This is a genomic window from Poriferisphaera corsica (assembly GCF_007747445.1).
Lineage (GTDB): Bacteria > Planctomycetota > Phycisphaerae > Phycisphaerales > Phycisphaeraceae > Poriferisphaera > Poriferisphaera corsica.
In genome coordinates this window covers 197,346-214,521 of the sequence record NZ_CP036425.1, presented here as the reverse complement: position 1 = coordinate 214,521, position 17,176 = coordinate 197,346, and the positions used below count along the sequence as shown (strand labels likewise).

The following is a 17,176-nucleotide window of genomic DNA, read 5'->3' as shown; positions in this document are numbered from 1 at the left end:
CCCACCAAACACCCCTCACCATATACCATTTCTAACTCATTTTTACTTAATTACTTACAGGATTTATTCTTCATCATCCCTTGAGTCGGCCTGCCCCATCATGATTTGCAGCAAATCACGCTCCAATCCCATTGGATCTTTTTCCAATCGCTCCTCCATCCCCTCTGGCAACCACGCCTCATGATACTCACCACTCCAAAGCAGCAGCTTCACCAGAACCGGTGCGAACTGCCTCCCTTTCTCCGTCAGTTGATATCGAACCTTGGCAGCATTCTCTGCGTCCACTTCTCGTGTGACCATCTTCCATCGCTCCAAGCGTTTGAGGCGATCCGCTAAAAGATTGGTCGAGATATGCTCTCCAGATTTCAAAAAATCGCCGTAATACTGCTTCCCGAAAATCAACATGTCACGCAGAATCAAAATCGTCCATTTATCGCCTAAAAGATCCAATGCGATGCTGATCGGACACTTCGAACGTACACCTGCCTCCTCAATCACGTCTTTTTGACGTGATGTAAACTGCTTATTCTCGGTACTTTGCGAATCAACTTCTTTCATGATGCCATATTTTAGCTCAATCCACTTGTGTTTTGCAAGTTATTCCTATAGACTTCAAACCACTTGCATTTTGCAAGCACCACACCTTAAACCAAGGAGCAAATCATGAGCCTGTACGACCATTTTCTCGCTGAACTAGAACAAGAAGCCATCGCCACAAGGCAATTTCTCGCCAACATCCCCGCCGATCAGCTCGATTGGCAACCACACCCCAAATCACTCACCATCGGCCAACTAGGCCTCCACATCGCCTCCGCCCCATCCGCCATCCTCAACATGCTCAGCGAAGACCGCTTCGAGGTACCTGATTTCAATAAAGGCCCCCGCGAAAACCCCGAATCTCTCCAACACATCCAAGATGCCTTCGAACAAAGCGTGGCCGATTTCAAGGCAGCCGCCGCAACTCTCTCCGACGAATACCTCAGTTCAACCTGGACCATCGTCACCGCAGACGATCAAGACATGCTCGCCCTGCCCCGTTACGCAGCAATCCGCTCTCTACTTTTCAATCACCTCTATCACCACCGCGGTCAACTCGGCGTCTTCCTCCGCCTCATCGGCGCCACCGTCCCCTCAGCCTACGGCCCCTCAGGCGATCAACTCCCCGAATGGGCCGAACAACACGCTGCTCAATAAATCCACCCACGCACCCACAAACATCACAACCCAAAAACACCTTGCGCAAAAACGTAAGGTGTTTTTTTTATTTACCAAACAATCAATTTCCAAGCAGCACTTCACGATCAGGCAATGCCTCAGCCATGCCCTGACGATCACGTCCATATCGCTCAACTGCTTCTCTAATATCAGCACAAAATGCAATAAAACTATAACGCTGCATCAAACCACGTTTATCTAATACACGCTTAGGCTGCTTTTGCACGTCCACAAGATACAAGCGTATACCCGAACGCTCACACACACCAACAAACGTTTCAAGATGATGAAGCCCCGTCCCATCCATAGCAGGTACATTTTCCATCTTCAAAATAATCCCCTTTGTCGACGCGCCCAGCTTTCGCGTAACATCTACAAACTTATCTGCTGCCCCAAAAAAGAACGGGCCTTTTATTTCATACAAAACCAATTCACCCTGATACTTACTCAACATATCGCCGCGCACCGCATCATCATCCAATTCATCACACACACCAGCTCCCTCATCTAATATCTTAACTTCCGATACATCCGCCATGCGTTTCATAAACAAAAACACTGCTAAAATAAGACCGATTTCAATCGCAACGACCAAATCAAATACGACCGTCAAGCCAAACGTCAGCAAAAACACAACACCGTCACTCTTTGGCCCTTTCCCCAAATCACGGAACGCAACCCAATCCCCCATGTTGTACGCCACTACCAAAAGCACCGCCGCCAACGTTGTCAGCGGAATCATCTTCGCATAAGGCATCAGCACCACCACAACCAACATCACAACCCCCGCATGCACCAACCCCGCCATCGGCGTCCGCCCTCCGCTTCGCACATTCGCTGCCGTCCTCGCGATCGCACCCGTAGCCGGTATCCCACCAAACATCGCAGAGCCAATGTTTGCCAACCCCTGCCCAACTAACTCTGCATTAGACCGGTGATGCCCACCGATCATCCCATCCGACACCACCGCTGACAGCAAACTCTCAACCCCCGCCAAAACCGCAATCGTCACCGCCGGCCCGATCAGATCTTTCACCATCACCCAATCCACCCCACTCGGCACAGTCAATCGCGGTAACCCGCCTTCTAATCCGCTAAACCGGCTCCCAATCGTTGCCACACCTTCAAGCTTAAATAACATTACCCCAACCGTCGCCATCACAATCGCAATGAGCGATCCCGGCAAGTACTTCACCCACCCCCAAGGCAACCTGCCCCAGCACACAATCACGATCAAAGACAGCAACCCCACCAAAATCGTCCCCCAATCAACGCCATCCATATTCGCCCAATACACCTCACACATCCCCACAAAATCGCCCGGCAATCGATCAATCTCCATCCCCATCAAATCCCTCAATTGCTTCACACCAATCGCCACCGCAATCCCAGCTGTAAACCCGGTCACCACAGGATACGGAATATATTTGATCATCCCCCCTAACCGCAGCACCCCCATCAAGATCAATAAACCTCCCGCCATGATCGCCGCCACCGCCAACCCCTCCACACCATACTGCTGCACCACCCCATAAACCACCGGCACAAACGCCGCTGTCGGCCCACCAATCTGCACCCGACTTCCACCAAAAAACGAAATCAAAAATCCCGCAACAGCAGCCGTATACAGCCCCATCTCCGGCCCAACCCCCGAGGCAATCGCCAACGCAATCGATAGTGGTATCGCAATGATCCCCACCAGCACACCCGCCACAACATCCTTCGCAAATTGCTCACGATTGTACTCACGGATCACCGTAAACAACTTCGGTTTGATTGACTGCTGCATATTTTCGACCTACTAATACCTGATTAGAACTATCACACCGGATCAATAACCCAATGCAACAGCATCGCCGCCTTCTACCTTAATCTTTAAAGTATCAGCCGCGACATTCATCATTCATATCAATACAAACAAGCAGACAGGCAACGCCGCCCCGTTGCAGGACAGACCCATATCTTAACGCGCCCCAGCACCCTCAACCAATCGTCTTACTTCCACCAGACTTTTCACCAATCATCCCCCAAACATGCATAAATCCAGTGCTAAATTGTCACGACAGCCTTTTCTACCTGCAGTATCATATCAATACCTTTAAAGCCATACCCTTCCGGAGTCTGAGCATGTCATCGCAAACCATACCGCAAAACACTTCATCTAATAAACACTTCAACACTCCAAGGCCTCGCCGCAGTATCCTCAAAATCATTCTCGTCATACTCGCCACCACCATACTGCTCAGCCTAATCACCCTCACCATCTCTTATTTCCTTTGGCACCGTCATCTCGATAACAAACTCACTGCCGAATTCGTTCGCCTCCGCGCCAATGGCGAGCTCATCACCTTACAAGACATTCAAGCTCAATACACCAAGCCCATCAACGGCCTCAACGCCGCCGATTACTACACACCCCGCTTCGACGCCCTCACCGTAGCCTCAGAAATCTTCGACACGACCAGCCCACTCAACCCCGCAGCAACACAAATGATGATGCCCAGCCTGCCCTCAGCTGACACACCTCAAATCCCCTTTTTCACCGAAACCCCTTCAGAGTACACACGCCTCAACCTCACCCCGCCTCTCATCGTCCTCAATGACACAAAAACATATCTCGCTTCTATTCAGGAAGATCTCAGCGAGCTACTAAACCCGCCCATCTTCACCGGCTGCTTTTACCGCGATACTCAGTTCCAATTCCCACTCTTAGGGCCCGCAGATCATCTCCAGCAAATCAGAAACACTTCCCGTCATCTCCAGCTTGCACACTGGCTCGCCGTTCATGAAAAACAACCTAACGATGCGCTGCAAACACTGACTACCATTCGTTCACTCGCAAACACACTTGAAAACGAGCCCTTCCTCATCGGCCAGCTCGTACGCACTTCATTGCTCAGCCTGCTCAACAAAGAAGCGCAACGTGCGATCAACGCCCACCTCTTTAATGACCAGCAACTCGTACAACTACAAACGATCCTCACACCCATTAATGCCGACAGTACATTGATTAAAACGCTTCAGGGTGAACGATCAGCACTCTTTGCGGGCATTAATTTCTATGCCAACAACCCGATCATGCACCACCTTGGCTTAAACAAAAAAGAAAAACTCTTCGCAATTCAATATTATGACGCAATCAAGAAGGACATCATTGCATCTAAAAACACCCTGCCCAACGCCAGCAAACTGATACAGCAAGCACCCTTCGTCTACATCGCCACAAACACATTACTCCCCGCTCATAAAGCAACAATCAAAACCTTCCATCAAATCGAATACGAACTAACCACAACGCAGCTCGCAATTGCCTCATACCGATTCTATCTCTCAAATAGACAACCACCTCAAAACTTGGCCAACCTGACCTCAAATCATTTGTCAATCAACCTATTAAACGCTGCGGGCGAAATCGACGAACAGATAACCAACGACTACAAACTCCGAACCACCAGCAACGGCCTGCTCGTCTATCATCCTGGCCCCGACAACACTGACAACCTTGGCAATCCATACAACCCGCAAGGCAACGAACAACATGGCCTGAACCAAACCGATATCACCGCCGCCATTTCATACTCAAATGCAAATCAACCCATCCTCCTCCAACTGTTCCTCAAAACCACACAAGCTCACCTCGACAACCTCAAAGCTGAGCACGAAAACGATCAACCCGACGGGCAAGAGTAGAACAAAGAGTCAATCGCACCCGAATAAGCAAAATAAAAAGCCCGACCATTTGGCCGGGCTTTTTTATCGCTTAATTAAAATCTTTACGCTTCACTACGGTAATGCGTTGGGCTCACCCCAACCAACCGGTGGAACGTCGCTGTAAAATGGCCGTGACTGCTAAATCCAGCCGCCGTTGCCACTTCACCCACTGGCACGCGCGTCGCACGAAGCATCCACTTCGCAATCTGCAACTGCATACGCAGCAAGTAATGCTTCGGACTTAAACCAACCTGGCGTGAGAACAACCGATGAAAATGGAACGGGCTCGTATAAACGCTCTCCGCCACTTCACTCAAACTTGGACTCTTCGCAAAGTTGTCTGACAGGTAAGCCACCGCTTGCGCGATTCGCTCATCTTCCAGCACACCAACCGCCGGCACATCGCCTTCACCAACCGGCCTTGTCTCAATATACAAGTGACCTCGGCCGCTACCCGCAACACCACCCTTACGGATACGCATCCAAGTCGCCACGCCTTCCATATCAAGCACAATGTCATGCATCAGATCATCATCCAACACATCCCACCGCTGCTTGATCACCGCTGGCAACTTCTCACAAATCTGCTCAAGTAATTCGGGCCGCTGCCTGAACTTCACCTCACTACGAGGATCCGCCAACAACAACCGATTATCACCATCCAAAACCAGACGCCCCATCTCTGATTCTGCAACATGAGCAAATTCAACCTTCATCAACTGCAACAACAACCCAGCAACCTGCACCTCAGCATCGTCATAAGCACGATCCTTGCGGCCAACAGCTAGGTACCACATCACCTGCCCATCTAATGAGCCCGGCAACATCTGTACTGTCGTGTGCATACCAACCGGCAACACGCCGCCTTCACCCATCTCTCCACTCGCATCACCCTTCTTCTTCGCTTCACGGAAAAGTTCATCACCAACCAGAGCGCCTTCACTCCACTTAGCTAAAGCTTCTCCTGAAACACCATCCGCAACTAATATCGCGTCTGGCTTCACCGTCCGGACATCAACAATCCCCAACACCACCGAGTCCCAAGTCAGATGCTCTTTCACCTGATCGAGAAAATCGACCGGCGATGTCAACCAGGGTACAACCCACCCGTTTGCTACGTCACCAATCTTTGAAAACACGTTGACGCTCCAATTACATGACCATCCCATCAGGGAAAACACGCCATATCCAGCAAGATCACTTAAACCGGACCAGCAATAAAAACACAATAATCTAGCAATGACCCCAAGGAATTAGGGTTTATACTAATATTATTAGCGACGATACACAACTATTTAAATGATCTGCCTAATTGCCCGGACGGGCTGATCAAAAAATCAGGTTAACCTCATTATGCAATTTTGCAATTAAGAAATGCTTAATCTTGCCACATTCCAGATGTCTTTTTTTCTAGCCGACGACTATTGATTGCTCTAAACTCCAATCCGTACGACCTTTATAGCAATTGATATGTGCCATAAAAAACCCACCTCGATGTTGCCAAAAAAGTGGCCAAATCACATCACGATCAGTCGAAGGTATTGGCAACCCCTCAATTTCATCAGATTTTACCCAGTCTAACGTTCCCTCATCAAAGGTCGTCCTCTCCACCTCAACCACCCCTTTAACCTCATATAAAAACATCAACCAGTGCATCCGATCGTCAAAACCCGCTTCCGAAACAATCCCCGTCAGATGCAAATCGTCCTCTTTTAATACGAGCCCCACCTCTTCCCGAATCTCTCGTAGCGCACAAGCCGTTGGCGACTCCCCGACAGCCTTCTCCAATTTCCCCCCTGGCGGCGAATACAAATCCTGATTCGGCGGCCGCCGTCGATGCAATAACAAAACCCGCCCCTCAGCATCAAACATATAGCACAAGGTCGCAATTTTATACGGCAACTCAACAGTCATCTGCTTCGCTCCATTTCTCTTCATTCATAACTCAACATCAATAACCGCTCATTCTAGCGTAAACAATCAAAGCATGGTCTCGCCCACATCTTCAGCAATATACAAGTAATCAAACATAGAGAGGGGGGAGTGAGGAGCGAGAAACCTCCGGCCATCAACCCTCTCTTTGCCCAGCTACTTGTGCATATTACAGGCGACACCCCATCAAATGAACAATCGCCCAACAAAGATATATTTTAAGTTCTTTAAATATCGCTAGATATATGCCTTCTGGCGCACAATCGTGCAATTATTGCTTTATTTTGACTTTTACCGATAAATTTCAACCTGAAGGGGATGAATCAGATCACGCAACGCACAGCACTGCTGTCGCATATCGTCACGCCAATGAATCACTCTACGCTGTTTTCTACGACGAATATGTTGGCAACATCACGCGCGGCGATTATGTCGTAAATTTCCGTACCTACCTCAGCGATCTACAAATCCAAAAGCCGCGTTTCGCAAAATAAACGTCTTGTTAGAATTTCTTCATAAATTTCCAACTAAGCATATTCAATACAACACACTATATAACACTTTTCATTACAAACATTTTATAGATGCCTAATAGGCAAAAGAGCATCTTTTACGGCCAAAAACGATGTGTTTTCATAACCAATACCCATTGACACTACTTGTGAAACATGGCAAGATAATCTAGAGCAACATTTGCTCACTGTTTAGATATCAAATTAAAAAAAGCATTTTCTTCTTCAAAGCAAACTTCCGGTCTTATCAAAGTTGATTTTGATTGAAAATCACTTCTTTCATGAGGACAAATTCCAATGTTTCCAAGATCAGTTGATTATAGAAATCGTTTCGCTTTCACGCTCATCGAACTTCTCGTCGTCATATCTATTATTGCCCTCCTTATCGGCATCCTACTCCCAGCTCTAGGCGCCGCTCGCTCAACAGCCAAATCAATCAAATGCAGCAGTATGCTCAAACAATTTGGCTTAGCCGTATACCTTTATGCGAATGACTTCGATGATTACGTCGTTCCAGCTTGGGCCGCTGGGGCTACATCTGCTGCGGAAACCGATCCATGGTGGGACAACATCCCCTTTGCTCAATATGTCGCGAATGAAGTTAAGGATGTAAACGGTTGGCATGCATGGACACCCGAATTCTTTTGCCCCGACGCATCACTTGCTTTTGAACGTAATTCCAGCGGCAATCTCAATGGTATGCCCAGATCATATTCTGCAAACTCGTCTGATTGGGTTTTATATAATCAAAGCTGGGTAACAGAACCTTATGCTCATAGCAACCTTATTCGCGGGATGTATCGCTTATCTTCGCTTACAACACCAACAGATGTTTCACATTTTGCTGATGGCTTACAAGATAACTACAATTTTGGCGCTCATCGTAATTACAAAGGCACCGACGAACATCCTGAAAATGGTTGGCGTTATAACGGTAATATCGCATTTCGTCACCCCTCAAAATCCGCAAACTCAGTCTTCATGGACGGGCACACCGAATCAATAAAGCAAGATCAAATGAACGGTTACGAGTCGGCTGGAGAGCAAAATGAATGGACAAAATATTACATCGATGGTAAATACAATAAAATTTTGCCCGACCCACTTAACTATTAAATCATCTACATAACAAGTGCTTTAAAAGGCCGAGCATAGCTCGGCCTTTTCCATACCATAAGCTATGGCCTCGGATGTGGAACATTACGCCCAATCGAATCCGGGGCTGTCTTACGCTGATCAATATCATAAAAATATTTCTTATAATCTTCTGCCAACACCTCGACCGACATGCTTTCATTATGCCCATCTAAAAACGCGAGATTAGCCGAGTTACCTGGGTGCCGATACCCAATCGTTCCTGAACCCTTAGCCTGATCCGCCAACTGCGCCCCCTTACTAGATGACCAACTATGATACGTTTCACTAACATATCGATCCTCCGCAGGCGAAACAAAAGCATCCGAGAAACCATCTGCCATAAAAATGACTTCCGTCGGCACTTTCACACTTGACATCCTAAATGCACCTTTCCAACTACCACTCGAATGCGGATATTCATCCATTTTTCCTAACGCGTTATACCAATGCCAGTCTGATGCATTCATCGTATATGAAAAATAGATAGATGGCTCATCCCAGTAATTATCGCCCTCAATCGCCGAGGTTGCTTCCGGACAAAAATACTCTGCAGTCCAACCTTCACTACCCGTCGACTTATAATCAGCCGCAGATGCAACATATGACGAAAAGGATTTGTTGATAATCCATCGCAACTGATTAGATGTATCCCATGGCGCATGCGTAGGCACTTTCCATCCATCACTATCTGTCGCATACATATAATTCCCCGTATTAAATTGCCGTAACATGCTGTTGCATTTTACCGCCATCGCCGTTTTTCTCGCCGCCCCCAAAGCAGGCAGCAGTATACCAATCAGCAATGCTATAATTGAAATTACAACAAGCAATTCAATTAACGTGAAACCATCCCAGACACCATTTCTTGATTCCCTTGACATGACAATTCCTTTATTGAACAAAATCGAATATTGAGAAGAGGTGAAACATGCACCCTAGATCTAAATGACAAGTAGAAATAATATAGTTTTCTTAATCACTAAATTTGCCTTGTTGCTAAATACACTTTTGCCTTTTAATAAGGCACATTTTGAGCAACTATTGCAATCATGAATTCTAAAAACACCTAACAATCAAGTCAATGCATATTCGATAGATTTTTCGTACTTACGAATCGCTAGGCATCTGGTCATATTGCCTCGATTTTTCAGCTAAGTACATGCTTTTATTGTTAGTTATATTTCACCAAATGAAAGCTTAATCAGTCTAATTTTGCCTCGATGCTCATCACCTTTTCAATAAAAAAACCTGCTTTACGCAGGTTATTTCAGCATAATTTTCTATTCATAAAACCTAATGCGGCACTTCCTTCACCGCATTACGATTCCACGCCGGTATCTTCACAACAATCGGCTCCTCACTCTCAATCACCGTCTGACACGATAATCGCGAGTTCATCTGAATTCCCGGAGCTTCTTCAACTCGATCAAGCTCATCATCCTCTGGCTCGTTACATGCGTTCTCCCCCTCCTCCAAATAGATGTGACACGTCGAGCACGCACACACACCTCCACAAGCATGTTCAATGTTAATGCCGTTCTCCAACGCGATCTCCAAGATATTCTCGCCAATCGCTCCCTTGCACTCGACCTCTTCTTTACCACCATCTCCTGTCAACCCTTCAGGATCTTCAAGCAAAAATTTCACCTTCACCGTCTTCGGCCCATGATCGTGATCCGACGCCTTCATATGCATATCAAAACTCCTCTATTCATCCACTGCAATCAGCTCTTACTGCCGCAGCATGTCTTTTGTATCAATCCCGCTAAACACCCAACCATCACCATACATTTTAGCCACTTTCCCCCTATACGTATAACACGTCCCAACTTCACAATGGCATCAACCGACAACCCACTCCTTAGACCCCCTCCTCAACCTCATAGTCTCAACTGCCACCTAATCAGTTTCATTTCATGTTAGGCGCAAAAAAAGACTGCAAACCTAACGCTTGCAGTCTCAATATCAATCATATCTACCCAGCGTCACCCATCATCCAATTCGCCGCCGCATCAAACCACACATCCCCATCACACTCAGCACCACACCGCTCATCGGCTCAGGTACCATCGTCGTAAACAGCCCCGAACTGCCATCCATAAACTCCAACCCAAATGCCAGTACATTCTCATCATTCAGATCAAATAAATCATGATCAAATGCTTTGATTGTTTTCATGACTAACTGTCCATCCACCATCACCTCAATTTCCTCACCTGTATGGGCAATCAAATCCAGAGCCCCATCTATACCACGTGAATACAACGCAGTTTTTCCACCAACACCCTCTTTATCTAATGCAACAATAAACGTTGCAACCCCCTGCTCATTCAACTGTATTTGCTCTTGATCACGCCATATCAAATCAAATGCTGTGCCAACATAACGATAATCTTCTGATTCAAAACCTACCGCCAAATCGCCCGACCTGTAAACCGCCTCGATCCCATCATCACTCCCAAAATACAACTGATGAAACGGCTTATCCATACTCTCCCACGCCCTAAACAAATACTCATTCCGATTGTTCAATGCATCCGGCGAATAGACCAAACCAAACTCTTCTCCCTCATCATCAAAATTAAAATCAGACGTTGCAATCAGTGTCACTTCGCCTTCTTCCAAACGATACAACGCTTGACGAGATGATTTTCCATCAACCTTCAAATACGCCTCAAAAACCCCCACCCCGTTATCATTCATCAACATCCCCGTTGCAATCTTACCGATCGAGGAATAATACGACCCATCATCATGCCCAGGCGCAAGCGCTTCACCCTTTGTTAGCTCCGTCGTCATGCCCGTTGCCGAATCGTAAAACGCTAACGACCCGTTGTATGTTCCTGGCACCCCTGAATCATGGACAAACATCGCATCCCCAGCCCCGTTCACATTAAACTTATATTGATCATATATATTCGCCCAGAACGGCCCCCCAATCCCTTCTTTACCCTCCATAAACACTTCATTCACACCGCCTCCCTGAATCGTAAACAGCGCAACCAGATCCTCTGTATCTCCTTCCCCCTGCTTACTCACGCCACTTGAAAAACCGATCAACCCGCTTTCTTTCAATTCAAAATAATCCGCAGCAGAAAACTTGTAATAGTGCGCCGCTGCGGCCCCCTGATTAAATGGGTCTGGCATCACACCACCCGTCGCCTCACCACTCTTCGCCAACACCTCCTTTTGGTTCACATCACCGACACCAACACGAACAAGCTCAAAATCACCTCGTTCTTCTTCATAAATAGTATGAGACGGCCACGGCTCCAACATCTTCACATACGCAATATCACCACGATCATTGATCTGCGTACGATACATCGGCGAAGCCAACGCATATCCATATTTATAACTACCCACCTCCCACACATCACCCGACACAAGCGAGTCAATCACAGCACAATTACGATCCGCACCCACATAATAATTGGCATATGTCTTCAAATCATCAGATTGATTATCATCGTCCATCACCGTTTGAAACACGATTTGGCCATGATTATTAATATCAACCCGATTAAAACTCTCATATGTTTTATCACCAACACCAACCTCACCACTCATCACAACCGTATCAAACACGCTCCCATTAGCCAAACTAACCATCCCAACACCCGCAACCATCGCCAAGCCCGCCATCTTCATTCTCATATTAATAAGCATCTGCTCACTCCCGGTGAATCTCTATATTTAAAATTGATCAATGATTCATGAGCCACCATTCTACGAGATCAGCCTCGCCTAAACGATCATAAAATACACATAACCTCAAAAGTTAAAATAGATAAGGCCGCCCCTTACGAGCAGCCTTATCCCTAACATTTCTTACATTTCTAAAATAATTACCCAACACGTTTACGTCTTACCAACCCCATTAACCCAGCCCCCAGCACAATCGCCCCACTCATCGGCTCAGGCACCATCGTCGTAAAAATCCCCGAGCTACCATCCTCAAACTCCAACCCAAACGCCAGCATATTCTGATTGTTCAAATCAAACACCGACGCATTAATCCGCTCAATCACTCGCGTTTCCAATCCCTCGTCCGTCATCACTTCAAAATCCATCCCCTCATGCACCACCAACTGCATCTCATCTTCAAAGTATGTATAGATCGCATTGATCGGATCATCTTCATTCTCACGAATCTGTATGACCATCGCAGCAATATCGTTCTCATTCAATCGAAAATGATCCTGTTCATCAGTAAAAAAATCAGGGCCATTCACGCCATACTTCCAATCCTCACTCATCCCCGCAGCATGATCATTTGTCATGTACATGCTCTTCACCTCACCACCCCGCATCATATTAAACTCATACCCAACGATCGAATTACTTTGCCCCGCATACACAAGCGTATCATTATTATTGGAATCGATGATCGTCATACTCCATGTATAACGATGCTCTCCACCATTCCCAGATTTTTCAATTAGTCGTAACTGATCATTCTTATACTCAAATAAACCAAGATTTACTGTGCCTGGACTATCTGGATCTTTTACACGCAGTACACAATGTACCGTCCCGTTATCATTGATCACGCCACTCCGCATCGGCTTCATCAGACCTTGTAGATAAGACCCCTCACCATAGCCCGGCATGGCCTCACCTTGATTAACAAATGACACAATACTTTGATCAGAGCCGCTATAAAAAATTGGATCAGTAAAACCAAAACCATCACTGAATGCAATCACATCACCATGTTCATTCGCATATATAGCTTCACGATAAGACGAATCAGCAAAGTTAAACTCCCAAGCTTCATCCACCGATTGAGAGTCAAACAACACCTGCGTCCCATCCAAACCACCCGATAAAACCGATTCGCGGCTCTTGTACTCACCATTAAACCCCGGATCATTCTCCTCACGGGCAAACGTAATCACCTGCCCTGATTCATTCAACTGAAAAAGTGAATGCGCAAGCAAGTCACGATATCGATATGCATCTTTATCACCGACCACCTGCCCATTAATATCAAGCCCCGTCCCAAACAACACCGATGATTGCCCGCCCTCAACACGCGTCATCATCCCTTTACCTGTAACCTCATGTGATAGCTGCGATGCACTGCCACCATTAAGCTCCCATTCACCATCAACCTTGATGTAAGCAATATCACCGCGATCATTCAACTGACTGCGATGTAAACCGCCCATAAATTTATCTCCGTTCGCCCAACCGCCACGTGTATAGTGCTGACCAGCCATCATGTATAGATCCCCTTCCCGCTCCACCGAATCAATCAGCTTACGCCCACCCATCGCATCAACATATATATTTGCATGCACCCACGACTCATCCGCTTCTTCATCATCAACCAACGCTTGAAACAACAACTGCCCATTGTTATTCAAATCAACATCATCGAATGATCTAAGCGTTTTCTCGCCAATCGTTGATTGCTCACCTGATAAAACAACGGTCTCGAAAACCCCACCACTCGCAATACCTGTTGTCAATAACGCCAACACACCAACTGCACCAACAAACTTACTCCCGGACATAGCATCTCTCCTGTCAATTATTAGGCTAAATCGTGATGCAATTATAACTCAATGTCTCCGCAAATCTAAATCATTACTGAATGCTTTACGATTTACTAACAAAAAAAGCCACAAGTCATCGACTCATGGCTCTAACTTTCCTATTTTATCAACCCACCTAACAACCAATCAGCCCACACGGCGCCGCTTAGCCAAAACACCCAATGCCATCATCCCCATCACCGCCCCACTCATCGGCTCAGGCACCATCGTCGTAAAAATCCCCGAGCTACCATCCTCAAACTCCAACCCAAACGCCAGCATGTTCTGATTGTTCAAATCAAACAGATCCACATTAAACGACTCAATCACCCGCATTTCTAACACACCATTTGCCATCACTTCGAATCCCATCCCCTCATACGCAATCACTTCAAGCTCACCCTCAGCTCCCCGGCCATACAACACCTCTAAATTATCAAACCCCTCGCCAACCACAGCCAAAAACGCCGCCGCACCATTGTCATTTAACTGCACTGATTCCTGATCCCGCCAAGCGCGATCCGCAAGAATCTGTCGATAAACATATCCTTCTGATTCAAATCCCGCCGCCGCTTCACCAATCACAGCAACGGCTTCCCAACCAGACTTACTCCCCATATACAAACTAAGTGCCGGGTCCGTGATCGCCGGCATCGCCATAAACATAAACTGATCACGATTGTTGTACGCAAAAGGGGATGTCAATGTTTCAAAATCATAATCATCGACCACAACACCACCCGATGCACCCGAATTGGCAACCCGCGTCATCCCATCCTCATCATATATATACAACGCCTTTTGAAACACACTCGCATTAGATGGATCTCGAACCACAAACTCTAAAAACATCGTCCCATTATCATTGATGACAGGCCCCGCCGGCGCTCTAAAACCTGTATATAAATACGCACCATCCTCATACCCCGGCGCAGGATCACCAACACGTGTAATCGCATCCAACTCTCCTGTTGATGCATCATATTTCGTCACATTCGCATTCCAACCAAAATGACCATTCGGATTAGTCAAACCATCATGCGCAACCAGCACATCACCATTTCTATTCAGTGAAACCAACCGTGGAGACAAAGGTGCAAGCACAAAACTGCCAAACTCCCCCGGCAACCCGTTCGTTGCAGTCGGATCACCCGTCATAATCAATTTTTCAATACCCTCACTATCAATTTTATAAATCCCAAGCCCCGAGGCAGCAGCACTCAAGCCTTCAGCCTTTGTCGTCAACGTAACATCGCCATCATTCAGAAGCTGAAAATTACCACTCACCAAATAATGATCCAACTGCATACCACCTGCACTTGGAACCTCCGTTTGATTGCTCGCTAACACTTCATTTAATGAACCGTTAATTGATGTTCGTCTAAGCTCAAATGGCGCATCGACTTCAGTGTGAAGTTCATTATCACTCCACACATCCGTCAGCTTCAAATATGCGATATCACCATGATCATTCAGTTGCGTCCGGTATAGCGGATACGCATGCGTCGAAAAAGCAACCCCCTGCCCACCTTTCATTGACCAGTCATGATCATTCGTCTGGCTGTCAATCAGTTGATGCCCACCACTCACATCCACATAATAATTCGCATACGTCTTCAATTCATCAACCGCGTCATCATCCGCAATCGCCTGAAACACCAACTGCCCATGATTGTTCAGATCAACTCGATCAAACGCCCGTAACGTCTTACCTACAACCCCCGCCGCCTCACCACTCAAAATAACCGTCTCAAACTCTGCGCCACTGACCTGCATACCCAACCCCCCACACATCAATACACCCAGCACACAACACTTTAGGCTCCCGAATTTCATCTCGTCTCTCCGTTTATGATTTAATCCAAAGCAATAATTCAATAATCTTAGACGCAAAATCATACCATCAATCCAACACACATTAAACACACTCCCCCAAATTCTTAATACCAATCGCACGCCTGTTAAAATAGATAAAGGCCGCGAGCTTTATAAACTCGCAGCCTTTTGATTTCACAATCCTAACACTCTAATCAAGTATTAGTCTTCAACTGTCGTCGGGTCAGGACGATACAGCTTCGTATTCAGCGCCCAAATCTTTTCCGTAAAGTTCCCCGCACCAGGCGCCGGCTTACTTTCCTCATTACGCGTCTCACTGATCGCCATATTCATCTTCGCATCCAAATTATCAATATGCGAAATCAGAATCGCCTCAGCAGACGCCGGTATCTTAAGCGCCCCAAACTCAGGCTCACCATGATGCGACAAAATGATGTGATGCAGCATGTGCTTAATCGCCTTCGGCACCTTCACCGCAGCAGGATCGTCTGCATGCTCTGGCTCACGTTCAACCGCCTCAATCTTCTTCTCCAACATCAGCACACCTTGGCCAATATGACCAATCAGCTGCCCCACATCCGTATACGAGAAGCCAGCCTCCCACGACAGTTCCTCACACTTGCCCAAGTCGTGCAGGAACAAACCAAAAACCACCACATCACGGTTCACGCCCGGATAGTGCGGCAAGATCGATTCCGCCAACTTCATCACCGACAACGTGTGCTCCAACAACCCACCCAAGTATGCATGATGTAACACCTGAGCCGCAGGTGCATTGCAGAAACGATCCATCAACTGACCGTCAGACAAGTACTCGTTCGCAATGGCTGCGATCACCGGATTCTCGATCGAACCCAACATACGCAATACCTCGCTGAACATCTCGTCAATACTAAACTTCGTGGTTGGCACCAACTCACGCAGCTCAGTATCCGTTGGGACATGCGGCTTAATATTCTGAATGATCAACTGTATCTCACCCTGATACGGCTGAGTTTGCGCCTGTATGTAGACAAAACCATCCGTTGGCAGCGTTGCGTACAACTCTTCCGAGGCATTCCACATCCGACCCGGTGTCCGGCCCGTCTTGTCAGCAATCAAACACTTCAAGAACGGCTTGCCATTCTTCGTCATCCCCAACTGACAATTTTGGACCGCATAAACCCCCTCAATATATTGATTCGATGAGAGCCCATTGATACTCACGTGATGCTGCTGCAATGTTCTATCCCTTAAAATAGTCATGGTTTAAAAGCTCAGGCTGGATCGATTATGTTACACGAGCCGAAC

The 17,176-nt window shown here is 46.9% G+C and carries 14 protein-coding genes; 4 read left to right on the top strand and 10 right to left on the bottom strand.

The genetic code is table 11. From position 1 onward, the window contains the following. Positions 1–63: 63 nt before the first annotated feature. Positions 64–558, bottom strand: a complete 495-nt coding sequence (locus tag KS4_RS00845; protein WP_145073240.1) for a winged helix-turn-helix transcriptional regulator — start codon at positions 556–558, stop codon at positions 64–66. 105 nt (positions 559–663) lie between these two features. Here KS4_RS00845 and KS4_RS00840 point away from each other — a divergent pair, with 105 nt between their 5' ends. After that, on the top strand, positions 664–1,194 hold the full coding sequence (locus tag KS4_RS00840) for a DinB family protein (RefSeq protein ID WP_145073237.1): 531 nt from the start codon (positions 664–666) through the stop codon (positions 1,192–1,194). A gap of 82 nt (positions 1,195–1,276) precedes the next feature. Here the strand turns inward: KS4_RS00840 and KS4_RS00835 are convergent, their stop codons facing one another. Beyond that, on the bottom strand, positions 1,277–3,004 hold the full coding sequence (locus KS4_RS00835) for a SulP family inorganic anion transporter (protein ID WP_145073234.1): 1,728 nt from the start codon (positions 3,002–3,004) through the stop codon (positions 1,277–1,279). Between the two features lie 338 nt (positions 3,005–3,342). On the opposite strand from KS4_RS00835, the gene KS4_RS00830 reads away from it, so the two are divergent. Then, on the top strand, positions 3,343–4,905 hold the full coding sequence (locus KS4_RS00830; protein ID WP_145073231.1) for a hypothetical protein: 1,563 nt from the start codon (positions 3,343–3,345) through the stop codon (positions 4,903–4,905). 83 nt (positions 4,906–4,988) lie between these two features. Here KS4_RS00830 and KS4_RS00825 read toward each other — a convergent pair whose 3' ends face one another. Together KS4_RS00825 and KS4_RS00820 are read right to left on the bottom strand one after the other, a co-directional pair. Continuing rightward, positions 4,989–6,065 carry a helix-turn-helix transcriptional regulator gene (locus KS4_RS00825; protein WP_200761433.1) on the bottom strand — a complete coding sequence of 359 codons (1,077 nt, stop codon included), beginning with the start codon at positions 6,063–6,065 and terminating at the stop codon, positions 4,989–4,991. Between the two features lie 271 nt (positions 6,066–6,336). Continuing rightward, positions 6,337–6,864, bottom strand: coding sequence for an NUDIX hydrolase (locus KS4_RS00820; RefSeq protein ID WP_145073225.1), 528 nt, complete (start codon positions 6,862–6,864; stop codon positions 6,337–6,339). Between the two features lie 278 nt (positions 6,865–7,142). Here KS4_RS00820 and KS4_RS00815 point away from each other — a divergent pair, with 278 nt between their 5' ends. Continuing rightward, positions 7,143–7,352, top strand: coding sequence for a hypothetical protein (locus KS4_RS00815; RefSeq protein WP_145073222.1), 210 nt, complete (start codon positions 7,143–7,145; stop codon positions 7,350–7,352). Between the two features lie 315 nt (positions 7,353–7,667). Continuing rightward, entirely contained in the window at positions 7,668–8,486 is an 819-nt protein-coding gene (locus tag KS4_RS00810) for a type II secretion system protein (protein WP_145073219.1), read from the top strand. A 62-nt stretch (positions 8,487–8,548) separates the two neighbouring features. On the opposite strand, the gene KS4_RS00805 is transcribed toward KS4_RS00810, so the two are convergent. The 6 genes from KS4_RS00805 to KS4_RS00780 all read right to left on the bottom strand — a co-directional run bounded on the left by KS4_RS00805 (position 8,549) and on the right by KS4_RS00780 (position 17,092). After that, positions 8,549–9,388, bottom strand: a complete 840-nt coding sequence (locus KS4_RS00805) for a type II secretion system protein (protein WP_145081300.1) — start codon at positions 9,386–9,388, stop codon at positions 8,549–8,551. A gap of 412 nt (positions 9,389–9,800) precedes the next feature. Further along, a complete protein-coding gene (locus tag KS4_RS00800) occupies positions 9,801–10,202 on the bottom strand; it encodes a 2Fe-2S iron-sulfur cluster-binding protein (RefSeq protein ID WP_145073216.1) in 402 nt (133 codons plus the stop codon). Between the two features lie 297 nt (positions 10,203–10,499). Next, complete coding sequence (locus KS4_RS00795) at positions 10,500–12,176, bottom strand: DUF7453 family protein (RefSeq protein WP_145073213.1); 1,677 nt, start codon at positions 12,174–12,176, stop codon at positions 10,500–10,502. A 179-nt stretch (positions 12,177–12,355) separates the two neighbouring features. Then, positions 12,356–14,029, bottom strand: coding sequence for a hypothetical protein (locus KS4_RS00790; protein WP_145073209.1), 1,674 nt, complete (start codon positions 14,027–14,029; stop codon positions 12,356–12,358). Between the two features lie 168 nt (positions 14,030–14,197). Next, positions 14,198–15,886 (bottom strand): DUF7453 family protein, encoded by a 1,689-nt coding sequence (locus tag KS4_RS00785; protein WP_145073206.1) that lies wholly within the window; start codon positions 15,884–15,886, stop codon positions 14,198–14,200. 201 nt (positions 15,887–16,087) lie between these two features. Next, on the bottom strand, positions 16,088–17,092 hold the full coding sequence (locus KS4_RS00780) for a 3'-5' exoribonuclease YhaM family protein (RefSeq protein ID WP_200761432.1): 1,005 nt from the start codon (positions 17,090–17,092) through the stop codon (positions 16,088–16,090). Between the last annotated feature and the right edge of the window lie 84 nt (positions 17,093–17,176).